Here is a 25030-nt window from a genome sequence, read left to right on the forward strand (position 1 = left end):
GTATCTATTTTTCGGAGGAGTTTCACGAATAGCAGTATATTAGTCAACTGTATTGCTTTATATCTAAGAAAGAGCGCTTAAGCGCAACTACGTACCTTTATTGCAGTATCTATTTTTCGGAGGAGTTTCACGAATAGCAGTATATTAGTCAACTGTATTGCTTTATATCTAAGAAAGAGCGCTTAAGCGCAACTACGTACCTTTATTGCAGTATCTATTTTTCGGAGGAGTTGTTTTTAAATTCGATAGCTGCATCATTATTTTTTTTGTTATTCAAACGCCTTGGTGCTTTTAATTTTGCTTTCATGCGATAGTGTAATTGCTTGTGTAATGTTTGATATTTGACTGATATTTGATAGTTATCTTCTACCCAAGCCGCAATTTCTTTGTAAGTTGTGAATTCACAGGATTCCTCACTTAACTTTTCGGCAATTCCTGCTATTACTGCTGAGGGAATTATTCTGGGTCTACCTGTTGCTTGCCGTATTTTTAACAGTTCTTGCAGACCGCCAGCACTATATTGTTTTAACCATCTATGCACAGTAATTCTATGTACACCTAAACGTTCAGCTACATCTGTAAGGCTTTGGCTATATCCAGCCTTTAACCAATAAAGTGCCTGGATTTTTGAGCGATTAGTCAAGGTTCGTTGCTGCGACAGAAGTTGTTTTAATGCGTCGGCTGTTACATCAATTCTTTCTTGGTAGTTTACTTTCATAGAACATTCCTCAAAGCCTAAGCGTCATTGTAGCATATTTTTGGGTAAATTCTCTAAGCTTTAGCAGTTTTGATTAGCGCACAAATGACCCGATTCCTTTACGAAATCGGGTCATGCGTGTTATGTTTTTTAGCGGTTATGGTTAGCGGCAAGTGCGATATTTGACGTGATAAACTAAACCGCGATGAGCTAAGTCGAAGGAGTCAACGGTGGCTGTGCCGGCACCGCGGGCTGTCATCGAAGCATTTACTCGCATATTTACACTGTCGCCACAGCGAGACCAAACATCTGCTACAGTGGCTAAGCTATCTCGAACGTTGTAGTTGGTTTCGCCGTTGAAAGTGCGAGAAAAAACGGGGCCTTTGGTTCCAGCAAAAAAGTATTCTGCTCTGAGGTTTCCGGTGGTTTTAGGAGCAACGTAACCGCGATAATCGGCATCGTAAATCGAAATTTGGAAGCCTTGGGGTACTTTGATGGGAATGCTCAAATTGCAGCTTTTTCGGGTCTCTGCTGAGACGTTTCCTTGGGCTACAAACTTATCAAATAGGATGCTGAGTTCTTGACCGTCGGGGCTGACGCTGACGCTCGCGGATCTGTCTGGGCAACCGCTACCGCCGTAGCTTGCACCTAATATTTGAACTGATGGGTTAGCAGCCAAGGCTGGACTGATAGCAGCAGTGGTTAATACTGTGGCTAGCAATAGTTTTACAAATTTCATGGATGTTCTCCTTAATGTTTTTTGTTAGGACAAACCTGAATTATTCAAGGAAGATTGAGGCGATGCCCTTCCAATTAGGAGATGGCAAGCCTTTACTGAAAAGGCAGTCAGACTCTGACTGGGAGCTAGATCGCTGTACCTGGCTCGGAGCTTGGTCAAGTAGCATTAGTTGATGGACTAATACTTGTTTTGTCCTGATACTTTCTAAGATTCATGGCATTTATAGATTGTTCCGGAGAATTCGATGATAAAATATCGATTTTTTTTACAGGCGTTTGCGGGAACAAAGCTCTGTTTTTTTTGTCTGCTGGTGCGCGGAAAAATGTTTTTTCAGTAGCAAATTTTTCCCGGTGGCTATTTGTTGAGAAAAGATGCTTGAATTCTGGAATCATAGGCTTCGTAGATGTAGTAAAATGATCTGTCTGGTAGCGGGTAACGGTAAAAAAGAGGAGAGATGTATTCTCAGGCAGATCTAGGTAGGGAGAGATGATAGTAAGGTAGATTAACTCTTCACAAAAAAATGAGTTAGTGTTATCGACCATCTTTTGATACAGCACAAGTTAACTCTCGTGCTGCAAGCTCAAGCGCACACGGGAAAATTTCGTTAACTGCTGAAAGAAATTGGGATGCTGCTAGCCTGTGAGGTGACGCGAGATTTGCTGCTGAAATACGAAGAAATGGAAATGCCGATCGCTAAAGTGAGATGTTTTGATTGTCGATCGCATTCTGGTTGCTGCTAACTCAGCAGTGGCGGCAGTCGATCGCCCTAAAGAAGTGAATCCGAAGTCTATTAAGTTTTTGTCCTTGCTGGCTGCGTCAGAGTGCGATCGATACTCCAACACTCGGACTTAAGGGTAGAGGTCGCTCTCAAACAGTCAACTGTCAACTGTCAACTGTCAACTGTCAACTGTTTAAGGCCCTCTGTAAATTTAATCAAATACATTTTTGCTGTATATGCGAATACATTCATTTAACAAAACTTTGTTAACATGAATCTTGGTTTGATATTGCCATAATTTATAAATAGTTACATCTTTATGTCAGGAAAAACCTATATATAGCAAGGATTACAGGACTCTTAAGATTTTATTCATAGATTGCATTATCAAGATGTATTTACTGCATCTTATCGTTAAATTCTATGTATTTAGTATAACTAATGGCAGCAATTAGTACATAAAATAGAGGTATGATGCTCACTGCTTACGATCGACTAATAACTTTTTTTGAACGAGGAAAAAAACAATGGAGACTACAGCGCAGAAGCAAGCCCCACATCAGACTGCTGAGGAAGTGAAAATTAACGATATCAACAGCTTGGAGTTTGAGCTTTGGGCTAAAGCGGTCAAACGACAGATGATTGCAGCACTCTCTAAAAAGGCCGCGATCTAACATCTCTGGGTTTTTGTGTGCAAGTGGTGTAAATTAACTTAACAAAATTGTTGTCTGCATTGTTGTCCGATCTCTATAGGGGGAGATCGAGAGAAGAGAAGGAGAGGAGAGGAGAGGAGAGGAGAGGAGAGGAGAGGAGAGGAGAGGAAAACTTTTTCCTGGTTTTGGACGCACGGGTGGCGGGAAACCGTTTTTTTGCGGAAATACTTCTGTTGCGACGGGCAGAAATGGTAAAAAAACTGGTTTCTTTGTACCAAGACTGCGTCCGTGACTTTTCCCTCTGCCGAAGGTTTTTTGCCGGATTACGATCGCTTGTCAACCGCCGCTAGCAATCGCAGATTTCCGTCTTGAATCTGCACTGCTTTGACGGTTCCGACAGCGACTCTTTGTTGACCGTTAGCCATCGCTACTTCTATCTTAATCTTGGGGTCAGCCTGCAAGCCCAGGCGCCCCCACAACCATTTGATTTGAGTAGTAGGAAAAGAGCGGACTTGTACATCTGCAAAGGGCGGATTAACCCAGCGGGTTCCGTCGTAAAAACTGGCTACTTGTACCTGATACCAAACTTGTTCTCCGGTCAATTTTAACTCGTTTTTGGCTTCTGGTTCCAGCCACTCAGCGGGATTGATACTACTAATTAAAGTAGCAGAACCCATAATTTGACTTTTGTGGTCTTCTAAACTTTCAGCTTGAGAAATTGCTTCCTCAAGTTTATTGACCAAATTGCGAATTCTAGTTCGAGTTTCGCTGTCAGTATCTGGTTGCTGGTCGAGCCAATTCATCGCCTCGCGAGTTCCGTCTTGAGAGGCTACAATCAGGGTACCCCAAGCTTTGACATCGGCGTCAGCCGCATTGACTCTCAAGGCGGCGTCTACGCGGTTCATGATCCGCCCGCCTTCATTTTTGAGGGTGGTGGCAATTTCGTGGGTGTTGCTGGGATCGGCTTCAAATACTTGCAAAGCTTGACTCCAGCGGCCGTCTATCAATTCTGCGAGAACTTGTTGGCTGGGACTGGCCCAAGATGCGATCGCCTGAGCACGGGTAATTTTAGCGTGAAATTCGATTATTTCTAGTTGAGCTTGGGCGACTGCGGGCCAATTCTGACCGGCTTTGGCTTTAGCCGAACGCATGACATTTAATCCGGGAGACCAAAGTCCGCTTTTTGCCAGTCGCAGCCCATTTTTATAAGTCTGGTCATTGAAGGCAAATTCTTCTAAGGAAATCGCGGTTAATTGAACTGGGTTCGGGATAAATTTGCGCGGGCCAATTTGATAAATGGTAAATTGGGGTTCTAAACCAATTGTTTGGTCGATCGCCAATTGGGGGTTTTGCCCCTTCACAATTTGCTGCCAATTCGGGGCTTGTCCGGCGACACTCGCCCAATCCAACAGCGAGATTAAATGATTTTGGCTGGGGTTGTAGCGCACGACTTGTCCGTAGGGAATTTTCTTGTCGCCCCGCACGAGTTTACCGCTGACATTAAACCAAATGCCCAATTCGGGGGGCTTGCCGTCAAAGCGGCGCAGTTCTGTCAGCGGTAGCGACTGATTTGAGGCTTGATTGTTGGATCCAGATTCATCCAAAGAAGCAATGACAAAAGATTCCGCCGGGCCTTCTATATTCACAGAACTTGCTAGCTGAAAATACTGTACGGTATCGGAATCGCGATCGGGAAGTTGCACCCGCTTGTACACGCGAAGTTCGACAATTTGACGGCAAGGATTTTTGCAAACTGTAGAAGCATTAACAGTCCTTTCCACCATCACCGGCAACAGCAAATCGGAAATAGAATTATCTGCGGATTTCTCAACAGGAAGCGGTAGGGGTTCTCCGGTGATGAATCCTAATTTGCGGATGCTGGCTTTGATTTGATCGAGAGTTTGGATGGTATCTCTGCTACCTGTAGGCAGGCGCGACCATCCGGGTACAAACTGAGAGATCAATCTGTTGCCGTTGGGATCGACAATTAGCTGGTAACTCAGCCAAGCGCCACCTCCCATCAAAGCTGCACAGCCGCACAAGACGCTGAGGGCTGTCAAATTAGCTACCAGTCTTTTCCAGGGATATCTGGCGGGAGTTGGGGAACCAGGTATGGGAAGCTGGGACTCTTGAAGTTTTTTGGCGCGTCGGTTTTGGCGGCGGCTTCTTGTCGGAGGAGGAGCAACTTTGCGATTTTCTGGGGGTTTGGCTCGATTTTTTGAGGAGTTTATTTTGTGTTCCATCGTCGAAATTTTAGAATTTAGATTTTAGAATTTAGAGTTTAAAATTGGAATAGCCGATCGTACTGCCGACCAATGATATCCCAGGTATATTGGCTTTCAACGAGCGATCGCGCGTTCAGAGAGAGTTCCTGTCTTAGTTGATAATTTTCAAACAAACTGGTAATCGCCTCAACATACTCCTGAACTTCGTTTGCCCGCAAGGCCCTTGTCGGTTCTGGCCCGCCACCAACGGTTAAACCCTCCAAACCTCGATCGCTAGCAACTACAGGCGTTCCAGCCGCCATCGCCTCCAAAGTTTTATTTTTAATTCCAAAACCAATCCGCATGGGCACCACACAAACAGCAGCCTGATGCAAATATTCTGCCACCCTTTGCACCCTGCCTACTACTCGAATTCCCGGAAGTTTCCCCAAGGCAAGGACTTCGGGGACTGGCGAGGTGCCCACCAAGGTGAGGGTAACATCGGCATACCGCTGCTGCAACTTTGGGAGTACCTGCAAACTGAGAAACCTGGCCGCGTCTATATTGGGCAAATTGTTCATGGCGCCTGCAAAGATTAAGGTGTGTCCTCCTGGATCGATCGACCGATAGGGAAATTCTGCCAAATCCACGCCGTTAGGAATCACATCAATGGGAGGGACAAAAAAATCTGCTTTCCCTCCGAGGCTGGAAGAGGACAGCAATTCTAGCAGTTGCTGCTTGTCGGTGGATGTGGTGGCGACAATACGGGAGAATTTGCTACAGTAACGTATTTCGTAGCGGGCGAGTAGCGGTAAATTTAGTCGATCGCGCAGGGGTTTTTGGGAAGTCCCGGTGGCTAACATTTCCCTGCAAGTTCCCCAAACGGAACTGTGAATGTTTGCAACTGTTAGCAGTTTTTGCCGCCATTCTGGACGCACATAAATCTCGTTAACGCTGTGTTCGCAGGTAACAGCATCACATTTGCCTGCTGCGACTAAATTGTCTGCCCAATTTTGCATTGCTTGAGAATAGCTGGAGATTACGTTCGGAGGCGTCCCGGATAGTAAAAATTGACCAAAACGCCGGATTTTTCCATCAATACCAGTTGAAACTGTCCTATAAGTCTCGAAAACTGCCAATTCTTTAACTTGTTGCCGCAATGCGTCGATTTGTGAGTCAGTTACATCTGGCGATCGCAAAGTACCAAGAATTACATCATGCCGGCGGCTCAAGTATTGCAACAAATTGAATGTTCTTACCTGAGTTCCGCCGCGGCTTGGCGGATAGGGAAAAGTTGAGGAAAGCATCAAAATTCGCATGGGATGTTGAATAAATAAAGTTGCCGCTGTCACGATAAAATTGATTGATAAAACCTGTTTAACAATCCTCCCACCTATGGACGAATTATCTATTAAGGCGCTGCTCGAAGACTTGAAAAAGTCTGATGAAAGCGTGCGCGATCGGGCTACTACAGAACTCTGGCGCACTTGGTTTAACCAGAAGGGTGACTACGGGATGCAAGTTCTCAGGCGATCGCAAGTTTCCCTAGATGCAGGAGATGTTCGGCACGCTTTGGATTTGCTGACAAAACTGATTGCGGAAGCGCCGGATTTTGCTGAAGCTTGGAACCGGCGCGCCGTACTTCACTATACCCAAGGAAATTATAAAAGGTCGATCCAAGACTGCGAAACAGTCCTCCAACTAAATCCGGTGCATTTTGGGGCGTTGCACGGTCTGGGTTTGTGCTACGCTGCCCTGGGAGAATACAGAAGTGCTATTCGAGCTTTTCGTCGCGCTTTGGAAATTCAACCTTTTGCATTGGTGAATCAAAAGTTAATTCTGGAATGTACGGCTCGTTTAAACTAAAGTTGACAGTTGACAGTTGACAGTTGACAGTTGACAGTTGACAGAAGGAAGAGTTTAATTTTTAGAAATCTAAAATCTAAAATCTAAAATCTACAATGGTTTCAGTGTGTGCCGAAAATTAGTGTTTGCATTCCTACTTACAATCGAGTGCATTTGCTAGCTAGTGCGATCGCCAGCGTGCTAGATCAAACTTATACAGATTTTGAGTTAATTGTCTGCGATGACGGTTCGACGGACTGTACGGCGCTGTTGATGTCGGAATTTGTCGATAGCCCGATTCGCTACATTCGGCACCCGCACAATATCGGCAAAAGCAATAATATGCGATCGGGCTTTGCGGCGGCTAGGGGCGAATATTTTATCAAGTTTGACGATGACGATCGCCTGAGCGCGCAATTTCTAGAGCGGACATCTGCTATTTTAGATAAAGACCCCAGCATTGATTTTGTCAGTACCGACCATTGGGTCATTGATGCCAACAACAACATTGACGAAAACCAGACACAACTGAATTCGCAGCGGTGGGGCCGCACCGAGTTGTCGGCGGGAATGATTGAAGATTTACTTGCTACAGTTTTTCTAAGACAAAGTTTGCAAATAGGTGCAACTTTGTTTCGGCGCCGCGCCCTAGAAACAGTCGGATTTCTGCGGCCCGATTGGCAAAATTGCGAAGATAACGATTTGTTTGTGAGACTTGCGCTTGCAGGCAAAAAGTGCTATTACTTGCCCGAACTGTTGATGGAGTATCGATTTCATGCAGGACAGCAAGGATGCGATCGGGCAATTCCCTATTTGAGCGATAAATTGCGCTATTTGACCAGCTACGAATTTGATGCAGAAAAGTTGGAAACAGTCAGGCTCAAAAGGATTGCAGAAACTCAATTAGCGCTTGGTTTGCGACTGATTGAGGTGGGTGAAACGGCAAAAGGGCGGCGGATGGTGCGAGCTGGAAAGTCAGTTTCTGAGCCTAAAATGTGGGCTGCTTTGGGATTGTCGCTGCTGCCGGAAAAGTTGCGGGGGAGGGCTTTTGTGCTGGTGCGAGAGTTGTTGAAATGATAATGAGTAATAATTCTTGGTTGCGAAGAAGCGATAAAATAGTCGCTTGTTAATTATAGCCGTTATCAGAAAGATTCGCGGACGTTGTTGGGAAGAGAGCCCTAAGAGTTTAAGGGTTATGTAAGCTGTCAGTTGTACCTCATCTTTTTGAGAAAGGCTATATGTTATCATATTTATACAGTCCAGCTAATCTCTGTTAATGGGAGAAGTCGCCATGCAAATCCCAGAAAATCCCAGCAGTAATGACATTAGGGAAGCATTGATTGAGCTAGGTCAGAAAGTCGATCGCCTGGAATACAAGTTTGACGCATATCAGAAGGGAACAGATGGTATGGTTAGGATGGCTACAACTATTATTATTGCTACTGCCTCCGTCGTTGTCTTGTCTAGCCTCAGTCCCGCAGTAACAGCCATAGTCACAGCATTGTCAGCAGGAAACGGACAGTAATAATTAAGCATCAAATGCCTTGACATTATACAAAGGCGATCGTGAGTTGTTTCACAATACTCCCGACTCTAATTGGTCTAGATAGATAAACTCAGGAGCTTTAACTCCCGCTTGTTCTCTAATTTTAACCAGTGCAGGCGACTCAAAGAACGCCCTTGCATCTGTTGTCGATGTCCAGGCGGAGAAATGAACAATTTTGTTGGGTTCATTGTCATACTTCAAGACCTGATAGGAGCGCTCGCCAGCTTCTTTTCGGATGCTTTCAGCACGATCGAATACCTTTTTCCAGGCTTCATAGTTTTCTACTTCATGAATGATTAATACATATTGCATAGCAATCAGATTCTCCGAGAATTCCAATACTTCAATGGTTCACTTTACTCCTCATCTAACTGTAGAAAAATTCCCTCAGCATTCAGAACTAAATCGTCATCAGACAGGGGCGGAAAGTCTAAATAAACAGTCCGTTTCAAAATTTCCCATACCAAATCTAACCGTTCTGAGTCTGTTAATCGCTCAAAGGTATTCAAAAGTTCTTCTACTAAAATAGTCATAGCTTTTTCCCTAGACTTGCTTATAGCATAGCACAGGTTTTAAGTAGACCAACCTAAAAAAACATAACAGCCAGCTACCCGCAGCACTTTAAGACTGCGGGGTTCTAACATCGATCGCGCTTTCCACTAAAGTAGTACACAGTGCCCAATCTAAGTTTTTCCTAAATATCGTGTCTATATTTGCTGAAATCCCGACTGTATGGTTGCAAATTTCCCTCGTGGGAGCCTGGTTGGGCGTAATTTTGCTGGTGGCTGAAGGGTTGAATCGCTTTACTGCTGTCGGTGCGGAGGTATCGCGGAAGGTGGTTCACATCGGTACTGGAAACGTGATTTTGCTGGCTTGGTGGCTGCAAATACCCGACTGGGTGGGGATTTCGGCGGGTTTTTTGGCTGGTGCGATCGCCCTAATTTCCTACCAAGTTCCGATTTTGCCAAGTCTCAACAGTATCCACCGCAAGAGTTTCGGGACTTTTTTCTATGCTGTGAGTATCAGCGTTCTCGTCGCTTGGTTTTGGCCGCTACAACATCAAGAATACGCTGCTTTGGGCATTTTAGTGATGACTTGGGGGGACGGATTGGCCGCTGTTATTGGGCAGAAATACGGCAAACATCTTTATCGAGTTTGGGGAATGCAGAAGAGTTGGGAAGGTTCTGCAACTATGTATTTGGTGAGTTTTGCTGTTAGCAGTTTGATTTTGCTGGCGGTGCAAGGCAATGTTTGGCAAACTTGGGCGGTGTCGGCTGTTGTGGCTTTGGTGGCTGCTACTTTGGAGTCGGTATCTAAGTTCGGAATTGACAATCTGACTGTGCCAATCGGCAGCGGGGCGATCGCCTTTTTGCTCAATCAATTATGGCTAATTGGTTCGTAGTGAGGACTTCAGTCCTCATAAAACTCAAAACATCAACGCCATCACTATAGCAATCCTACAAATTAGGTACGTAGTTGCGCTTGAGCGCTCTTTATAAGATTAGGAAAAAGCGCTAAGATCGTAACTACTGACCTTAGCAATCCTACAAATTAGGTACGTAGTTGCGCTTGAGCGCTCTTTATAATATTAGGAAAGAGCGCTCAAGCGCAACTACGTACCTTAAAACCCCAGCCAAACAAAGTTTAGCTGGGGAAAATTAAAGATATTTCAAAGTAGTTGAAAAACTTACCGTGATTGTGTGAGGCGAATATCTTTGCCTACCTCAGTAGAAATACTCCGATCGCCTTCTCACCTGTCCCATTTAGAGCCTTTGGGTGGCCTACCTTCAAAAGGCTGAACCCCTGTATTGGGATAATCGTCATCGCTCCGTTTAAAAATCCTCATCGCGCCTTCGGAAACGTAACGCATTGCATCTGCCAAAGATTTAGAAAGATTCATAACTTTTGCCTCTCTTGTCTTGGTTCTGATACTTCTTAGATTACTATTCCTTTCGGTCTTTGGATTGCTTTAGCAATATTTGTTTGAATTACTTATTAGTCTGCAACATCGAAGCAAACTGAAGCTTTTAGCAATTCAGTGTTTTGGTCGATCGCCCCAATCTCCTCATATAGCTGTTCTCGAAAAAGCGAGGTATGCCCTATGCCCTATGCCCTATGCCCTATGCCCTATGCCCTATGCCCTATGCCCTATGCCCTAAAAACCCGGAACGCTTCAGTTTTGGCGATCGATTTGCTGAGATTGCTAAACTCGAAATTTTTAGCAATTCTACCATAATTATTTTGTACGCACCTACACAAAAACCCCTAATACAGGGAATAGATTCCAAAATATTCTGACTCAATCTGAAATCTTAATCAAACATTTACAAAAAGATATGGTGTTTGTCACTATAATTGAAGAAACAAAGTTTGTCCGGGGTTTTTTGGATGAAAACTGCGACAGAAAGCCTGCACCTCACAGGTTTTGAGGAAATCTTAGAAGATCGGGAATTGACCGTTTCTCCAGCAGATTACAGCCTGTTGACCGATCTCTACCAGCTAACGATGGCGGCTTGTTACGTCGGGGAAGGCCTCGACGATCGCCCTGCGAGTTTTGAATTGTTCGCGCGCAGGCTGCCAGATGGTTTTGGTTATGCGATCGCCATGGGTTTAGATCAAGTCATAGACTATCTAGAGAAATTGCGATTCTCCGAGGCGCAAATTCAGGCTTTGCAGTCCACCGGAATTTTTGCCGGGGCCCCGGAGCGATTTTGGGATCTACTCGCTTGTGCCCGCTTTACTGGGGATGTGTGGGCGGTACCCGAGGGGACGGCGGTATTCGCCAATGAGCCTATTTTGCGGATCGAGGCTCCTTTGTGGCAGGCTCAGTTAGTCGAAACTTATTTATTGAATGCAATCAATTATCAAACTTTAATTGCGACGCGGGCTGCGCGGCTGCGCGATGTGGCGGGCCCGGAGGCTAAGTTGCTGGAATTCGGGACGCGCAGGGCTTTTGGGCCTCAAGCTGCTGTCTGGGCTGCTAGGGCAGCTTTGGCTGCTGGGATCGATGGTACTTCTAATGTTTTGGCTGCTTTGAAGTTGGGCCGCAAACCTGTGGGTACTATGGCTCATGCTTTGGTAATGGCTGTGTCGGCTCTCGAAGGCAGCGAAGATGAGGCATTTTCAGCTTTTCACCGCTATTTTCCGGGGGCGCCGCTATTGATCGATACTTACGATACTGTGGCGGCGGCGCGGATGTTGGCATCGCGAGTCAACAGCGGTGAAATGCCCTTGGAAGGCGTGCGGCTGGATTCGGGGGATTTGGTAAAATTGTCGCGGGAAGTGCGATCGATCCTTCCGGGAGTGCCAATTATTGCTAGCGGTGATTTGGACGAATACGAAATTGCTAGATTAAAAAGTGCGGGTGCCTGCATTGACGGTTACGGTTTGGGAACAAAGTTGGTCAGCGGTTCGCCTGTCAACGGTGTTTATAAGTTAGTGGAAATAGACGGAATGCCCGTGATGAAAGAGGCCAGCGGTAAGGTAACATATCCAGGAAGAAAGCAAATTTTTAGAACCATGAAAGATGGAGAAATTATCGGAGATTGTTTGGGAATCACAGCGGACAACATTCACAATTCCGATTATCATTTACCATTAATGCAATTAGTTGTCAAGGATGGCAAACGAGTACAGGAACCGGAAAGTTTGGAGGATATTGCCAAACGAACTGCTGCTTCTGTCGCCAGTCTGCCCGCAGAAACTCGCCAATTAAATAACCCGATTTCGCCGTCAGTGGAAATTTCTACCGATTTGCAGAATCTCACTCAAAAAACGAAAAAGAGTCATTAGTCATTGGTGTTCAAATAAGACTAAAATTTATGAAAATTCTCGTTTCTACCAAGCGTCTCGATCCCCCTAAATCCCCCTTAAAAAGGGGGACTTTGAGAGCTTATAGTTTCTCTTTCCTTTGCAGGAAGACTTCGATCGCTCTTGTTCCCCCCTTTTTAAGGGGGGTTAGGGGGGATCGAGAGGTCAATCATTTGTAGGAAGACTTCGATCGCTCTTGTCCCCCCTTTTTAAGGGGGGTTAGGGGGGATCGAGAGGTCAATCATCAAACAGCAGGCTTTGAACTACGCTATCTCTAAAGAGGGCTAAAGCCCAACAACGTACCTAATTCCCAATTTCTTATGCAGAAAATTGCCTTGTTTGGAACCAGTGCCGATCCACCTACTGCCGGACACAAAACAATCTTGAGTTGGCTTGCTCAACATTTTGATTATGTGGCTGTTTGGGCGTCGGACAATCCTTTTAAAACTCATGAAACTTCCCTGCAACATCGATCGGCAATGCTGCTGTTAATGATTCAAGAAATTAATTCGCCCAGACACAACCTTTGCTTGCATCCAGAGCTCAGCAGTCCGAGGACGCTAGAAACCGTGGAACAAGCAAGATTGCAGTGGCCGGATGCAGAGTTGACGATGGTAATAGGCTCTGACTTGGTGGGACAACTGCCTCGCTGGTACAAATTTGAACAGTTGTTAAAAGAAGTAGAGTTACTGATAGTACCGCGACCTGGTTATCCGTCAGAACAGTTAGATTTGTGGCAGTTGAGGCGCATGGGTGCAGAAGTGGCGATCGCATCTTTGAACGCTCCCGATGTTTCTTCAACTTCCTATCGGGAAACTGGAGACACGGAAGCCCTGACTCCGACTATCGAAGATTACATTAATCGGGAGCATTTGTACGCATGGCACGAGGCGCAAAAAAGAGCGACGGTTGCTCATTAGCTGACTTTAAAGTAGGAGTAGATAATGTAATTTTCTCCGTCGATACCGTACAAAACCGCTTGTTGGTGCTGTTGGTAATGCGGCCAGACGAACCATTTATCGATTCTTGGAGTCTTCCCGGTACTTTGGTGCGGCACGGAGAGTCTCTGGAAAATGCGGCTTACCGGATTTTGTCAGAAAAAATTCGAGTAGAAAATTTGTATCTAGAGCAACTGTATACTTTTGGAGAACCGGGACGCGATCCGAGAGAATTCACCAGGGGCGATCGCTATCTTTCGGTGAGTTACTTTGCTTTGGTGCGGTTTGAGGAAGCTGAATTGATTGCTGGAAGTGTAGTTGCAGGTGTCGGGCACCGCGTCGGCGGCATTGCTTGGTATCCCGTCCAACAAGTTCCGAAGCTAGCCTTCGATCACGATCAAATTCTCGAATACGGATACCGCCGACTCCGCAACAAACTTGAATACAGTCCCGTAGCTTTTGAAGTTTTGCCGGAGCTTTTTACTTTGAGCGATCTGTATCAATTGTATACTACTATTTTGGGGGAAAATTTTTCGGATTATTCTAATTTTAGAGCTCGATTGTTGAAATTGGGCTTTTTGTGCGATACCCGTGTTAAGGTTTCCCGAGGTGCGGGGCGCCCTGCTAGTTTGTACCGCTTTGATGCTGCCGCTTTTGCTCCTTTCAAAAATAAGCCCCTAGTGTTTATCTAGCTGTTTTTTGGATGAACTCGCCTAAAAATAGCCGCCACCGACGCTTGCTGAGGGTCGATCGCCAAATTTGAGACTAAGGTTCAATCTCTCAGATTAATCCGTGGAGTCAATCTAATATCTAAAATCTAATATCTAAAATCGACTGACATTATGAGTTCAATTGAGTAACATGAGAAAACAATCTATTGAGGAGTGCCGCAGATGAAAAACCCTGATGAATGTGCTAGTATTCACGAGGTTCGCGAGGAAATTGATATCATCGATCGAGAAGTGATCGATGCTTTGAGCAAGAGATTTCAATACGTCATCGCAGCAGCCAGGTTCAAAACGAGTGAAGCGAGCGTTAGAGCGCCCGATCGCTTTCAGGCTATGTTACAACAGCGACGCGAGTGGGCTTTGGAATCGGGTTTGAATCCTGATGTGGTAGAAAAACTCTACCGGGATTTGGTCAATCATTTTATTGAGGAAGAATTGAAGCGTTACAAATCTGAGTAATGTTTCCCTACATTCAAGTCTAAGACTATAGGAAATTGAGTCCGCGCGAGCGGACTGCTAGCAAGATTTATTAGGTGACTTGGTAATATGAAAATTGCGATCGCACAACTCAACCCTACTATTGGTGATATCTGTGGCAACTCCAACCTAATTCTGGAGGCTGCGAAAAAAGCGCAGATTGAGGGCGCAAACTTATTGCTAACACCGGAACTTTCGCTGCTGGGTTATCCGCCTCGCGATTTGTTGATGAACCCGAGTTTCATTGCAATTGCCACCGCACATTTGGAACAACTGGCGCAAGCTTTACCACCGGAGTTAGCAGTCATTGTCGGCACTGCCATACCTAATGCTGATGCTGTGAAACTAGGCGAGAAGTTATTGTTCAACAGTGCTGTTTTGTTGCAAAATGGCGCAGTGCAACAAGTTTTTCATAAACGCTTGTTGCCTACCTATGATGTATTTGATGAAGATAGATATTTTGAACCGGGACAAAACAGTAATTATTTCACTATTGGTGAACTCAAAATTGGTGTGACAATTTGTGAGGATTTGTGGAACAATGAGGAGTTTTGGGGTAAACGCAGTTACGCGGGCGATCCTATTTCCGATTTGACAAAGTTGGGCGTGGATTTAGTGGTGAATTTGTCGGCATCACCTTATTCTGTCGGGAAGCGGGGAGTGCGATCGGCGATGTTGCACCACAGTGTCATCCGCTCAGGGATACCGATTGTTTATGCTAATCAGGTAGGTGGAAATGATGATATTATTTTTGATGGCAGCAGTTTTGCGGTGAACCGTCAGGGCAATTTGATTCGGGTATTGACTTCTTTTGAAACTGATTTTGCTGTGTTGAAATATGACGAAAATAAACAAGATTTAATTGGTGGCGGGAACGGAGAAGATTTAAGTTCCACAACAGATTTAAGTTCCGCAACAGATTTAAGTTCCACAACAGATTTAAGTTTTGAACCGCCATTCGGGGATGCGGAAATTTGGGCTGCTTTGGTTTTGGGAGTCCGAGATTATGTTCGCAAATGCGGTTTTTCTAAGGTTGTACTTGGTTTGAGTGGCGGGATAGATTCGGCTTTGGTGGCGGCGATCGCCAGTTGTGCGATCGGGCCCGAAAATGTGTTAGGGGTGCTGATGCCTTCTCCTTACAGTTCGGATCATTCGGTTAATGATGCTTTGGAGTTAGCTAACAATCTCGGAATTGCGATCGAAATTTTGCCGATCGGCGATTTGATGAAAACTTACGATCGCACTCTCGGCGATTTGTTTCTCAATACCACTTTCGGAATTGCCGAGGAAAATATCCAATCCCGCATTCGTGGCAATCTGTTGATGGCGATTTCTAATAAATTCGGACATTTGCTGCTTTCCACGGGCAATAAATCGGAAATGTCGGTGGGTTACTGCACTCTATACGGCGATATGAATGGCGGATTGGCCGTGATTTCTGATGTGCCGAAAACTCGGGTTTATTCGCTTTGTCGGTGGCTGAATTCTGCCGAATCAGTAGGGGCGGTGTCCCCGTGCCCGCCCTTGGAAAAAGAAATCATTCCAGTTAATATTATTGATAAAGCGCCGAGTGCTGAACTGAAACCGGGGCAAGTTGACCAAGATTCTTTGCCTGCTTATGATGTTTTGGATGACATCTTGCAGCGATCGATCGAACATCACGAATCTGTCCAACAAATTATCGCGGCGGGACACGATGAATCCGTGGTTAAGCGTGTAGTAAAATTAGTCAGGCAATCGGAGTTTAAACGGCGACAAGCAGCGCCAGGTTTGAAAATTAGCGATCGAGCTTTTGGTACCGGTTGGCGGATGCCGATCGCCAAATCTTCCTCTTATGAAACGTATCATTAAAACGCAAAATGGTTAACATCGGCGGTACTTTTGGCTTCGATTTTCTCCTCGGAACTCCCGGAAACGATACGATGAGAGGGTTGGCGGGAAATGACACCATTCAAGGTTTGGCAGGGAATGACCTGATTTTTGGCGATCGCGACAATGACTCGATCGCCGGAAACGAAGGCGCCGATACCCTGTTTGGAGGTCAGGGAAGCGATACAATCTATGGAGGACAAGGTGAAGATGTGATTAATGGCGATCGGGGTAGCGATTTACTAATCGGCGGCGAAGGCAAAGATATCTTGACAGGCGGCGCGGGCGATGACTTATTTGTCCTTGAAAACACATCCGTTGCATCTACTGTCACCCAAGCCGATGTTATTACAGATTTTGGCAGCGGCAATGATAAAATTGTCTTGACGGATGGCATAAAGTTTAGCGATTTGAATATTTCTGTTTCTGAGAACCAAACTGTGATGCAAAATAAAAATTCTGGCAACTATTTAGGAGTAGTTTCAGGAAAATTTAATTTGACTGAATCAAACTTTATTTCAATGTTTGGTGGGATGGATGTGGGTCAACTTTTGCCAGTTTCTGTGAATGCGATTGTGGGCGGTGGGGCGTTAGCGGAGCCCGCCCCTAGGGGGGCTACGCCAACGCAGAGGATCGGACTGGAAGTAGCGAAAACTCCCCAAGAACAAGCAATTGGCTTAATGTTTCGCACAGAATTACCAGATGACAGGGGAATGCTTTTCCCGATCGCGCCCCCGCGCAACGTGCGTTTCTGGATGAGAAACGTGCAAATCGAACTCGATATGATTTTTTTGCGCGAAGGCGTCGTGCAGGCGATAATTCCCAACGTACCGCCCTGTTTGAGCGACACCTGCCCCAACTACGGCCCCGATGTTCCCGTTGACGGAGTGATTGAACTCAAAGGCGGCAGGGCGGCCCAGTTGGGACTCAAAGTGGGCGATCGAATTCCAAATTTACCCTAAAAAGTATTTGATATCATGTCTGTTTAATTCGGAATTGTATGATGTTAAATTTTGTAGGGGCGGGTTCACCAACAATAATTGCCCATAATCTACAATCTCATAAACCCGCCCCCGCCCATGCTATCGAACATGATATAATTCTGTAAAATATTCAACATTTGTGCATCCAATGAACCCTATTGAATTAACAATAATCCCCAATCAAGCTCAAGACGGTTTAGCATACCAACATTTACGCTTCCGAATTACAACTCAAGACGGTATTATCACACCCGAAGATTTGCAAGGTTTGAAAATCCCTCAAAATGTTCAATTCAGCCAAGGAATTGTCATTGAAGGTAGAGGAGCAATTTGGCTGTACGGCTACTTAGTGCACGAATGCCATCCTGCCGCTTGGGTTGGATGTTACGATCCGCGATTAGAAGGCGCCGTGGTAGTAGCAACTCACAAACACGAAGTATCAGTTGGACAAATAATCAAATTGAACTTACCAAGTTAGTAAATTAGAAAAGGTTTGATCGTTCGGACTTCATTCCGCATCCATAGAAGGACTAAAGTCCTCACTACAAGCCTTGTGTACAGTGCTATTCGATGTTAGTGAATTGGAAAAGGTTTGATCGTTCGGACTTCATTCCGCATCCATAGAAGGACTAAAGTCCTCACTACAAGCCTTGTGTACAGTGCTATTCGATGTTAGTAAATTGGAAAAGGTTTGATCGTTCGGACTTCATTCCGCATCCATAGAAGGACTAAAGTCCTCACTACAAGCCTTGTGTACAGTGCTATTCGATCGCCCAAACAACATTTAATTTTAATTATCAACATTTCGGACAGTTTCAGGGCTTACGCATCAGGGGGCTAGAAACCCGGTTTCTAGGAAATTTTGCGTCTAGTAACGAGAAATATAGCAAGAAATCGAGTTTTTGAGGTCAGTCTGCGTGCAGGAATAAAAAACATTTAATTTTCATTACATAGCAACCGCCAAGACGATTAGGATGTTGTTAATTGCTGAAATCCTTGCTTTTATTGCTTCTTCCTTCTTCCTTCTTCCGACTTCCATCGGACTTCCTTATTACTTATAACGGTGTTCATAAAGATGAGGTACGTTGTTGGGCTTTAGCCCCTATACGCTTAGTGATTATATAAGCTGTCAGAAATACCTCATCTTTTTGAAAAAGGCTATATTACTTATTACTTATTACTTATTACTTATTACTTATTACTTATTACTTCGGTCAACAGTCAACAGTCAACAGTCAACAGTCAACAGTCAACAGTCAACAGTCAACTATAATTTATCCTTTCACAGGCAAAACGATCGCAAACTCAGTGCCAACTCCAGACTGGGACTTCGCCTCGATAGTGCCACCATGTTTTTCTACCACAATCTGATGGGCAATTGCCAACCCCAATCCCGTTCCTTTCCCGACAGCTTTTGTCGTGAACAAATGGTCGAATATGTGTTTTTTTACTTCTTCTGGCATCCCGGTTCCGTTATCAGCAATTTTAATTATAATATAATCTTCCCCGATTACATTAGTGCAAATCGTAATGCGGTTGGGATTGACAGCAATTTCGTGAAAAGTGCGTCCAATATTTAACTCTTCTAAGGCATCGATCGCATTGGCAAGTAAGTTCATAAAAACTTGATTTAATTGACCGGGAAAACATTCAATTTTAGGGATATTACCGTATTTAGCTATCACTTCAATCTGCGGGCGATTTTCGTTAGCTTTTAGACGGTGTTTCAAAATCAAAATAGCGCTATCAATCCCGTCGTGAATATTAAAAGGAACTTTGTAGTCTTTATCGCCTCGGGAGAATGTACGCAAACTGGTGCTGATGCTGGAAATGCGATCGCACCCGACTTCCATGGAATTAATCATCTTCGGTAAATCTTCCAAGAGATAATCGAGATCTATCTCTTCGGCATGGTTCGCAATTTCCGATTTGGGTGCATCAGAGCGATACAATTCTAAGTGTTCTATTACATCTCCGAAACTTCTTTTAGCTTCACTTAAATTGCCCGAAATAAACCCAATAGGATTGTTGATTTCGTGGGCGACTCCGGCAACTAAATTACCTAAAGCCGACATTTTCTCATTTTGTACGAGTTGCAGTTGCGTTTGCTGTAAATCTTTTAAAGTTTGTTCGAGGCGCTGATTTTGCTGTTGCAAAAGTTCCTGTGCTCGCTTACGCTCGGTGGCATCAACACCCAAACCAATAATCCCGATCCTCTCGCCATCGGATTTTTTTAACTGCACTTTTGTGACTTCTAAATAGTGCAGTTTGCCGTCCACAAACATTAGAGTTTCGTTGGAGTAATGGGGTGAATCTTGGGCAAGACAGGCTGCATCTGAAACCAGGCAATTCGCTGCATTTTCTCCGAGTATATCTTTGTAATGTTCGACAGCTAGTAAAGCGGAGAGAGACACACCGATATCTTGACAAAAAGTGTTGTTGAAAAAGTGTACTTTTCCCTGAGGATTAACCATCCAAATCCAAATCGGAGCGACATCAAGAATCGCTTGCAGCATTTGTTTTTGCTCGGCAAGCTGAACTTCTGTTCGGCTGACTTTTGTTAGCATTCGCTCTAATTTTTGGCTGTAATCCTGAGAACTTTTATATAGCAGGGCATTTGACAAACTGATGGCTGCTTGAGAACACAGGAGATTGAGATATTGCAGCCGATCGCGCGTAAAAACTTTTGCAGTTAACAGATTCTCTAGATACAAAATGCCGACTAATTTGTCTCGATCGAGAATCGGCAAACACGACAGGCTCTGCGGTTGGTATTTGAGGATGTAGGAGTCGGACTCCCAATCACATTGTTGAGGAATGCCCCGCAAAATCACAGGTTTTAACAATTCTTTAACGCAATCAACAATGTTTAGGGGCAGGATATCGCTGTTTTGATCGAGTGTTGCGGATGATAAGTCGATCGCCCGATCGACGCCCAAATTGTCGATCGCTCTTGCAGCAGCAATTTCCCATTGATTGCCGTTTTGCAAAATCAGCACTGCTTTCTCAACGCCTGTATTTCTCATCGCCAGTTGTATCAGTTTGGCAATTAGTTGCTGCAGATCTCTTTCACTAGAAAGCGCTTGACAAGCTTTTAGCAGAGTTGAAAAATTCCCAAAATCTGAGACTGTCGCCGACACAGACGGATTCATCAATGAAGGTACAGATTGATTTTGTTTGGCAGGTATCGCGAAGGTTGCTAATGAATCTGTAGCGAGTTTAGCAGGCTGCAAAATCGCTGACAACAATTGAGGATAGCATTTTTCTAATTCATCAATTTTGGCTCGATCTCCCGAGCGCAGATAGCAATCATAGGTGTCCATCATGTAGGCTATAGCAATTTTTTCTCTTCCCAATGACAGGTAAAACTTAGCAGCGAGTTCGCAAGCAAGAGCTTCTTCATTCAAAAAATCGTTAGCTTTAGCTCCGGCAATAGCTCGATCGTAAAGTTCCATTGCTTCTGTAGTCTTCCCAAAAACGCGAAGCCATTCTGCTTCAACCAGATCTAATTTGTGCTGGTGACTGTTCGGGTTACGGTGCGCGAATTCTTTGAGGTTTTTTTGAATTACAAAAACACGTTTTAGGATTTGTTTTTGCTTTGTCGGTGCGGCATCTTCATAGACTGCTAAATGTGCCAGCGCATCGTAAAATTCGTGGATCATAGTTACTAGCATTGCAACACAACTTTCCCATAAATCTTGTTGGTATCTCCCTGTCGAACTACTTCGGATTGCGGCTGGAATATATTGCCGATCCGGCGTTTATTTATGCTAATATTTATCCCGTTTTATCTGGCAGGTTACTATAAATAAAACTTCCCAGATAGGAATCTTTCATATATTTTAAAATAACTGACCTCCTTTCGATTTCGTCGAAAATATCTGTTTGCTTGATGACTATTTCGAGCGATGCAATTAACTGTCACGCGATGCAACTCGACGATCGCATTCTGGCACAACCGCCTCGCGGAAGTCCACAACAAATCGGTAACTGCGGGCGTAGGTTTTTATACTGCGGGCAGGAATTGCGCCCGGAATATCTAGATTTTTGGTCGTTTCGCGCCGATCGGGAAACTACAAGAGTTTGCTACAGGCGGGTTAGCGGTTTCAATCGCCCACAGCCCCGAAAGCGGTTCGATAAATCGGTGTAAAATTCGCGATCGGGCGATCTCCAGGCATTACCGCAGTCAAATGTACTGCATCTATTGTTGCATCCATATTGGCTGACCCCAAGCCAGGAATTAAGTTGAAAATAGTTAGTGTATCTATCTTAGGGCATAAACAGCGAATTTTCGAGCTTTCGATCTAAAATTCTACTGATCTGCTACGGAATAATATTTTATACTGGGACGATCGGGACTAGAGTTTGTTACTTACGTATAGCCTTTCTCAAAAAGATGAGGTATAACTCAATACGGTTTACTTAAGATGTCCGAAGAGAGGAACGAAGCATAAGCCCTAGCCCTTTCAGGGCGGCTTCGCCAACGGGCAGGCACGCGCCAACGCAGTATATATTTTTCATAGCCATTTACCCCCAGGGCGGTATACCAGTAAACGGTATTGAGGTATAACTGACAGCTTATATAACCACTTAAACCAAGGAGGCTCAAGCCCTTTTAGTTTAAGCGGTTATCGAGCTGTCAGTTATACCTCATCTTTTTGAGAAAGGCTATATAAGTTTCTACAGTTAATATTAAATGTCTTAAATGAACGCAAAACACTGGTATTTTGCGTAGCGATACGCCAATAGAGTGTTCCTAAAAATAATTTTTAATATTCAGTAAATCTAATATATGAGAATTGGGAATTGGGAATTGGGAATTGGGAATTGTAATTGGTAATTGTTAGCTTTTGACTGTTAACTGTTAACTGTTGACTGTTTAAACAATACCGATGCAACCAGAAACGATATCATTAGTCCTGCTGTCATTAGTCCTGCTGTCATTAGTCGCTCAACTGAGAACTGAGAACTGACAACCGTCAACTGACAACAGTCAACAGTCAATTGACTACTTTCGCCCGAGCAACAAATAAGTCATCATTTCTCCTTTACCTTTAATTTCAACAGCACCGCGCATTTTAAAGGAAAAATTATCTTTCAAACGCTCATAAACCGCAGCAGTCACCTGAATTTCTCCCGGAATACCGTTTGATTCCATCCGGTGAGCAACATTCACTGTATCCCCCCACAAATCGTAACTAAATTTAGTTAAACCAATGACTCCCGCCACCACCCCACCAATATTTATCCCAATGCGGAGACTAAAAGTTTGATTGTGTTTGAGATTGAAGCTAGCCAGAGCAGCTTGCATATCGAGTGCCATTTGGGCGATCGCCTCTGCGTGATTTTCTTGCGGTTGGGGCAAACCGCCAACTACCATGTAAGCATCACCAATAGTTTTGATTTTCTCTAAACCGTGCTCTAACGATAACCGATCGAATTGACTAAAAATTTGATTGAGAACTTTCACCGTTTCTGCCGCACTTTTTTGAGATGCAAAATTTGTAAATCCCACCAAATCAGCGAATAAAACGCTGACATCCGAAAAGCTGTCAGCAATTATGCTTTGTCCTTCCTGCAAGCGATCGGCAATCGGTTTAGGCAAAATATTTAAGAGCAATTCTTCAATTTCTTCTTTCTGAAATTTGGTTGTTTCCAAGAGCAACCGCGTTTCAATTTCTGCCTCTTCCCGAAAAGCGATTTCCCGCTGCAACATCTGATTTTTATGCGTAAGTTGCAGTTCTAATTCCCGCAGACGCAATTGATTTTCAACTCTAGCTAGCACTTCTACTGCTTCAAAAGGTTTAATAATGTAATCCACCCCGCCAACATTAAAGGCTTTCACCTTATGAGAAACTTCTACCAAAGCACTCAGAAAAATAATGGGAATGCCGCGAGTGCGATCGCTAGCTTTCAAGCGGCTGCAAACTTCATAGCCATCGATACCAGGCATCATAATATCCAGCAAAATTAAGTCAGGTTGAGTCAACTCCACAGCTTCGAGTCCCCGTTGGCCGCTAGATGCAAGTCGTACTTCATAGCCTTTTTTCGACAAGATTCGCTCCAGTAAACTTAAATTGTTAAGAGTGTCGTCAATAATTAAAATACTGCCCCTGAATTTTTCAAAAGATAGTTGATTCATCAGCTTGCTAGGAAGTTAGTTAAACTTATAGCCTTTCTCAGAAAGATGAGGTACTCATGGGCATCGGGGATAGGGCATCGGGCATCGGGCATACCTCACTTTTTTGAGAACCGCTATAAGATTGGTTTAAATTCAAAACTTACGCACGGTGCATCGAAATCTTTTTTTTCATGAAACTACTTGTTGAAGCAGGGAGAAAGAGCGATTGGCCCTATTTTTGATGTACGAATGCCTCCTTGACTCAAATGTATACTAATTTGTCAGGCACAACAAAAGCTTTGCCAAAAACTTCATGTTGTGGGTAAATTCGATCGCCCTCCGTGTAGATTGATTGACTGGTAAGTTGATTGACTGCTTGATACCCGTTTTGAAAACAAACATATCGCACTATTCCCACCGCTGTTGCAATTTACACTACACTCATGGACTTACTGGCACAGTTGGCGGGGCTAATTTTCCCGAAATTCTTAGTATAGCTGGATTTAAAAGTACGATCGACATGGCGGGCGATCGAGAAATGGGCGCGATCTTTTCGTCATATCATCCCTGAGTCTCTGGTGCGACATTTTATTAAGAAATAATACAATAATTTTACACATGGGGAAACTCGGGAAGGGAGCAAGTCAAACCATGCGATTAGCGATCGGATCGAGTACAATTTTGATAAGATTTAAGATTCAGAAAAAATTTGCTATTGTCCGTCGGGGTAACAACAATGAGCGATCGACCAATCATTCTCGGTATTGTCGGAGACAGCGCAGCAGGCAAAACCACCCTGACGCGGGGAATTGCCCAAGTATTGGGGCCAGAAAATGTCACTGTGATTTGCACAGACGACTATCATAGGTATGACAGACAGCAGCGCGCCGAAATCGGGCTCACAGCACTGCATCCCGACTGCAATTACCTCGACATCATGCAGCAGCACCTCAGCCTGCTGCGTACAGGTCAAGCAATTCTCAAACCCATATACAACCACCACTCAGGTACATTCGATCCCCCGGAATACATCAAGCCAGAAAAATTTGTAATAGTTGAAGGTTTGCTGGGTTACTCAACCCGAACTATCCGCGATTCTTACGATGTCAAAGTGTATCTTGCTCCGCCAGAAGAGTTGCGAACTCAGTGGAAAGTTAAGCGCGATATTATGAAGCGCGGTTATACTGAAGAACAGGTACTTGCAGAAATGGAAAAGCGGGAACCGGATTCAGAAAATTATATTCGCCCCCAGCGCAAATTTGCCGATGTTGTAGTTAGCTTTTACCCGCCAGAAGCCGACAAAGAATCAAATTTGAGCGTGCGTTTAGTCCTGAGACCAACAATTCCTCACCCTGATTTTACTGAGATTTTAGCTCAAGGCAGCGATAGTTTTAAACCTGCCATTCGTTTGGGACTCGATCGCGATATGGGGAAACCAGTAGATGTTTTAGAAGTAGACTCCCATGCTACCAGCGAACAAGTAAGCGAGCTGGAAAAGATTTTGTGCAACGAAATGCCCCACCTGCGGGGATTTTGCAGTGCCCAAGGCAACCCTGAAATTGGCAAACTAATCGGCACAACTGGCGAAGTTTTGCAAAGTTACCCGCTAGCTTTGACGCAGTTGCTAGTTGCATATCACATGATGAAAGCAATTCATGTTTATTAATTGATTTATAGCGGTAATCAGAAAGATGAGGTATGT

General features: G+C 44.4%; 27 protein-coding genes. 16 read left to right on the forward strand and 11 right to left on the reverse strand.

From position 1 onward, the window contains the following. Positions 1-214 precede the first annotated feature (214 nt). The 4 genes from QZ918_RS00455 to QZ918_RS00470 form a co-directional block, all read right to left on the reverse strand. A complete protein-coding gene (locus QZ918_RS00455) occupies positions 215-718 on the reverse strand; it encodes a helix-turn-helix domain-containing protein (protein ID WP_293156171.1) in 504 nt (167 codons plus the stop codon). Positions 719-860: 142 nt separating this feature from the next. Then, positions 861-1436: a DUF4360 domain-containing protein gene (locus QZ918_RS00460; RefSeq protein ID WP_293156173.1), complete on the reverse strand. Its 576-nt coding sequence runs from the start codon at positions 1434-1436 to the stop codon at positions 861-863. 155 nt (positions 1437-1591) lie between these two features. Continuing rightward, positions 1592-1828 carry a hypothetical protein gene (locus tag QZ918_RS00465; protein WP_293329717.1) on the reverse strand — a complete coding sequence of 79 codons (237 nt, stop codon included), beginning with the start codon at positions 1826-1828 and terminating at the stop codon, positions 1592-1594. Positions 1829-2068: 240 nt separating this feature from the next. Beyond that, positions 2069-2278, reverse strand: coding sequence for a hypothetical protein (locus QZ918_RS00470; RefSeq protein WP_293156175.1), 210 nt, complete (start codon positions 2276-2278; stop codon positions 2069-2071). Between the two features lie 403 nt (positions 2279-2681). On the opposite strand from QZ918_RS00470, the gene QZ918_RS00475 reads away from it, so the two are divergent. Continuing rightward, on the forward strand, positions 2682-2828 hold the full coding sequence (locus tag QZ918_RS00475; protein ID WP_293156176.1) for a hypothetical protein: 147 nt from the start codon (positions 2682-2684) through the stop codon (positions 2826-2828). Positions 2829-3130: 302 nt separating this feature from the next. On the opposite strand, the gene QZ918_RS00480 is transcribed toward QZ918_RS00475, so the two are convergent. Together QZ918_RS00480 and QZ918_RS00485 are read right to left on the reverse strand one after the other, a co-directional pair. Beyond that, entirely contained in the window at positions 3131-5050 is a 1920-nt protein-coding gene (locus tag QZ918_RS00480) for a hypothetical protein (protein ID WP_293329719.1), read from the reverse strand. Between the two features lie 38 nt (positions 5051-5088). Further along, on the reverse strand, positions 5089-6330 hold the full coding sequence (locus QZ918_RS00485) for a glycosyltransferase family 4 protein (protein ID WP_293329907.1): 1242 nt from the start codon (positions 6328-6330) through the stop codon (positions 5089-5091). Positions 6331-6406: 76 nt separating this feature from the next. On the opposite strand from QZ918_RS00485, the gene QZ918_RS00490 reads away from it, so the two are divergent. The 3 genes from QZ918_RS00490 to QZ918_RS00500 all read left to right on the forward strand — a co-directional run bounded on the left by QZ918_RS00490 (position 6407) and on the right by QZ918_RS00500 (position 8381). Continuing rightward, on the forward strand, positions 6407-6877 hold the full coding sequence (locus tag QZ918_RS00490) for a tetratricopeptide repeat protein (RefSeq protein WP_293329721.1): 471 nt from the start codon (positions 6407-6409) through the stop codon (positions 6875-6877). Positions 6878-6985: 108 nt separating this feature from the next. Continuing rightward, positions 6986-7933: a glycosyltransferase family 2 protein gene (locus QZ918_RS00495; RefSeq protein ID WP_293329723.1), complete on the forward strand. Its 948-nt coding sequence runs from the start codon at positions 6986-6988 to the stop codon at positions 7931-7933. 214 nt (positions 7934-8147) lie between these two features. Next, positions 8148-8381, forward strand: a complete 234-nt coding sequence (locus tag QZ918_RS00500) for a ssr2422 family thylakoid membrane protein (protein WP_293329725.1) — start codon at positions 8148-8150, stop codon at positions 8379-8381. Between the two features lie 51 nt (positions 8382-8432). Here the strand turns inward: QZ918_RS00500 and QZ918_RS00505 are convergent, their stop codons facing one another. Continuing rightward, on the reverse strand, positions 8433-8714 hold the full coding sequence (locus tag QZ918_RS00505; protein ID WP_293329727.1) for a putative quinol monooxygenase: 282 nt from the start codon (positions 8712-8714) through the stop codon (positions 8433-8435). Positions 8715-8758: 44 nt separating this feature from the next. Beyond that, positions 8759-8935, reverse strand: coding sequence for a hypothetical protein (locus QZ918_RS00510; RefSeq protein WP_293329729.1), 177 nt, complete (start codon positions 8933-8935; stop codon positions 8759-8761). 170 nt (positions 8936-9105) lie between these two features. Here QZ918_RS00510 and QZ918_RS00515 point away from each other — a divergent pair, with 170 nt between their 5' ends. After that, a complete protein-coding gene (locus QZ918_RS00515) occupies positions 9106-9804 on the forward strand; it encodes a diacylglycerol/polyprenol kinase family protein (RefSeq protein ID WP_293329731.1) in 699 nt (232 codons plus the stop codon). 348 nt (positions 9805-10152) lie between these two features. Here the strand turns inward: QZ918_RS00515 and QZ918_RS00520 are convergent, their stop codons facing one another. After that, entirely contained in the window at positions 10153-10302 is a 150-nt protein-coding gene (locus QZ918_RS00520; RefSeq protein ID WP_293329733.1) for an isochorismate synthase, read from the reverse strand. A 236-nt stretch (positions 10303-10538) separates the two neighbouring features. On the opposite strand from QZ918_RS00520, the gene QZ918_RS00525 reads away from it, so the two are divergent. The 8 genes from QZ918_RS00525 (at position 10539) to crn3 (ending at position 17685) form a co-directional block, all read left to right on the forward strand. Continuing rightward, positions 10539-10700, forward strand: coding sequence for a hypothetical protein (locus QZ918_RS00525; RefSeq protein WP_293329735.1), 162 nt, complete (start codon positions 10539-10541; stop codon positions 10698-10700). 90 nt (positions 10701-10790) lie between these two features. After that, positions 10791-12194 carry a nicotinate phosphoribosyltransferase gene (locus QZ918_RS00530; protein ID WP_293329737.1) on the forward strand — a complete coding sequence of 468 codons (1404 nt, stop codon included), beginning with the start codon at positions 10791-10793 and terminating at the stop codon, positions 12192-12194. Positions 12195-12532: 338 nt separating this feature from the next. Continuing rightward, positions 12533-13132, forward strand: coding sequence for a nicotinate-nucleotide adenylyltransferase (locus QZ918_RS00535; protein ID WP_293329738.1), 600 nt, complete (start codon positions 12533-12535; stop codon positions 13130-13132). Next, positions 13093-13842 carry an NUDIX hydrolase gene (locus QZ918_RS00540; RefSeq protein WP_293329740.1) on the forward strand — a complete coding sequence of 250 codons (750 nt, stop codon included), beginning with the start codon at positions 13093-13095 and terminating at the stop codon, positions 13840-13842. The genes QZ918_RS00535 and QZ918_RS00540 overlap by 40 nt, the downstream gene beginning before the upstream one ends. A gap of 201 nt (positions 13843-14043) precedes the next feature. Continuing rightward, entirely contained in the window at positions 14044-14337 is a 294-nt protein-coding gene (locus tag QZ918_RS00545; protein ID WP_293156219.1) for an isochorismate lyase, read from the forward strand. 87 nt (positions 14338-14424) lie between these two features. Beyond that, entirely contained in the window at positions 14425-16206 is a 1782-nt protein-coding gene (locus tag QZ918_RS00550) for an NAD+ synthase (protein ID WP_293329742.1), read from the forward strand. A gap of 8 nt (positions 16207-16214) precedes the next feature. Next, positions 16215-17186, forward strand: coding sequence for a DUF192 domain-containing protein (locus QZ918_RS33025; RefSeq protein WP_367275149.1), 972 nt, complete (start codon positions 16215-16217; stop codon positions 17184-17186). Positions 17187-17355: 169 nt separating this feature from the next. Then, positions 17356-17685, forward strand: coding sequence for a CRISPR-associated ring nuclease Crn3/Csx3 (gene crn3, locus QZ918_RS00565; protein WP_293329744.1), 330 nt, complete (start codon positions 17356-17358; stop codon positions 17683-17685). A gap of 796 nt (positions 17686-18481) precedes the next feature. Here crn3 and QZ918_RS00570 read toward each other — a convergent pair. Continuing rightward, complete coding sequence (locus QZ918_RS00570; protein ID WP_293329747.1) at positions 18482-20881, reverse strand: ATP-binding protein; 2400 nt, start codon at positions 20879-20881, stop codon at positions 18482-18484. A 218-nt stretch (positions 20882-21099) separates the two neighbouring features. Here QZ918_RS00570 and QZ918_RS00575 point away from each other — a divergent pair, with 218 nt between their 5' ends. Further along, positions 21100-21357, forward strand: a complete 258-nt coding sequence (locus tag QZ918_RS00575) for a hypothetical protein (RefSeq protein WP_293329750.1) — start codon at positions 21100-21102, stop codon at positions 21355-21357. A gap of 858 nt (positions 21358-22215) precedes the next feature. On the opposite strand, the gene QZ918_RS00580 is transcribed toward QZ918_RS00575, so the two are convergent. Continuing rightward, positions 22216-23349, reverse strand: coding sequence for an adenylate/guanylate cyclase domain-containing protein (locus tag QZ918_RS00580; RefSeq protein ID WP_293329753.1), 1134 nt, complete (start codon positions 23347-23349; stop codon positions 22216-22218). A 367-nt stretch (positions 23350-23716) separates the two neighbouring features. Here QZ918_RS00580 and QZ918_RS00585 point away from each other — a divergent pair, with 367 nt between their 5' ends. Together QZ918_RS00585 and QZ918_RS00590 are read left to right on the forward strand one after the other, a co-directional pair. After that, on the forward strand, positions 23717-23899 hold the full coding sequence (locus QZ918_RS00585; protein WP_293329756.1) for a hypothetical protein: 183 nt from the start codon (positions 23717-23719) through the stop codon (positions 23897-23899). Positions 23900-24064: 165 nt separating this feature from the next. Next, the gene (locus tag QZ918_RS00590; RefSeq protein WP_293329759.1) at positions 24065-24994 is read left to right on the forward strand and encodes a phosphoribulokinase; all 930 of its coding nucleotides are present in this window, start codon (positions 24065-24067) and stop codon (positions 24992-24994) included. Positions 24995-25030: the final 36 nt, after the last annotated feature.

Origin of the sequence: Microcoleus sp. CAWBG58 (assembly GCF_020883045.1) — a bacterium.
In the GTDB taxonomy this organism is placed as follows: Bacteria; Cyanobacteriota; Cyanobacteriia; order Cyanobacteriales; family Microcoleaceae; genus Microcoleus.

Bases quoted from the DNA above. Each gene is read 5' to 3' on its own strand.
- QZ918_RS00455 (WP_293156171.1), bottom strand. From the start codon at position 718: ATGAAAGTAAACTACCAAGAAAGAATTGATGTAACAGCCGACGCATTA.
- QZ918_RS00460 (WP_293156173.1), bottom strand. From the start codon at position 1,436: ATGAAATTTGTAAAACTATTGCTAGCCACAGTATTAACCACTGCTGCT.
- QZ918_RS00465 (WP_293329717.1), bottom strand. From the start codon at position 1,828: ATGATTCCAGAATTCAAGCATCTTTTCTCAACAAATAGCCACCGGGAA.
- QZ918_RS00475 (WP_293156176.1), top strand. From the start codon at position 2,682: ATGGAGACTACAGCGCAGAAGCAAGCCCCACATCAGACTGCTGAGGAA.
- QZ918_RS00480 (WP_293329719.1), bottom strand. From the start codon at position 5,050: ATGGAACACAAAATAAACTCCTCAAAAAATCGAGCCAAACCCCCAGAA.
- QZ918_RS00485 (WP_293329907.1), bottom strand. From the start codon at position 6,330: ATGCGAATTTTGATGCTTTCCTCAACTTTTCCCTATCCGCCAAGCCGC.
- QZ918_RS00490 (WP_293329721.1), top strand. From the start codon at position 6,407: ATGGACGAATTATCTATTAAGGCGCTGCTCGAAGACTTGAAAAAGTCT.
- QZ918_RS00500 (WP_293329725.1), top strand. From the start codon at position 8,148: ATGCAAATCCCAGAAAATCCCAGCAGTAATGACATTAGGGAAGCATTG.
- QZ918_RS00505 (WP_293329727.1), bottom strand. From the start codon at position 8,714: ATGCAATATGTATTAATCATTCATGAAGTAGAAAACTATGAAGCCTGG.
- QZ918_RS00510 (WP_293329729.1), bottom strand. From the start codon at position 8,935: ATGACTATTTTAGTAGAAGAACTTTTGAATACCTTTGAGCGATTAACA.
- QZ918_RS00520 (WP_293329733.1), bottom strand. From the start codon at position 10,302: ATGAATCTTTCTAAATCTTTGGCAGATGCAATGCGTTACGTTTCCGAA.
- QZ918_RS00525 (WP_293329735.1), top strand. From the start codon at position 10,539: ATGCCCTATGCCCTATGCCCTAAAAACCCGGAACGCTTCAGTTTTGGC.
- QZ918_RS00530 (WP_293329737.1), top strand. From the start codon at position 10,791: ATGAAAACTGCGACAGAAAGCCTGCACCTCACAGGTTTTGAGGAAATC.
- QZ918_RS00535 (WP_293329738.1), top strand. From the start codon at position 12,533: ATGCAGAAAATTGCCTTGTTTGGAACCAGTGCCGATCCACCTACTGCC.
- QZ918_RS00540 (WP_293329740.1), top strand. From the start codon at position 13,093: ATGGCACGAGGCGCAAAAAAGAGCGACGGTTGCTCATTAGCTGACTTT.
- QZ918_RS00545 (WP_293156219.1), top strand. From the start codon at position 14,044: ATGAAAAACCCTGATGAATGTGCTAGTATTCACGAGGTTCGCGAGGAA.
- QZ918_RS00550 (WP_293329742.1), top strand. From the start codon at position 14,425: ATGAAAATTGCGATCGCACAACTCAACCCTACTATTGGTGATATCTGT.
- QZ918_RS33025 (WP_367275149.1), top strand. From the start codon at position 16,215: ATGGTTAACATCGGCGGTACTTTTGGCTTCGATTTTCTCCTCGGAACT.
- crn3 (WP_293329744.1), top strand. From the start codon at position 17,356: ATGAACCCTATTGAATTAACAATAATCCCCAATCAAGCTCAAGACGGT.
- QZ918_RS00570 (WP_293329747.1), bottom strand. From the start codon at position 20,881: ATGCTAGTAACTATGATCCACGAATTTTACGATGCGCTGGCACATTTA.
- QZ918_RS00575 (WP_293329750.1), top strand. From the start codon at position 21,100: ATGACTATTTCGAGCGATGCAATTAACTGTCACGCGATGCAACTCGAC.
- QZ918_RS00580 (WP_293329753.1), bottom strand. From the start codon at position 23,349: ATGAATCAACTATCTTTTGAAAAATTCAGGGGCAGTATTTTAATTATT.
- QZ918_RS00590 (WP_293329759.1), top strand. From the start codon at position 24,065: ATGAGCGATCGACCAATCATTCTCGGTATTGTCGGAGACAGCGCAGCA.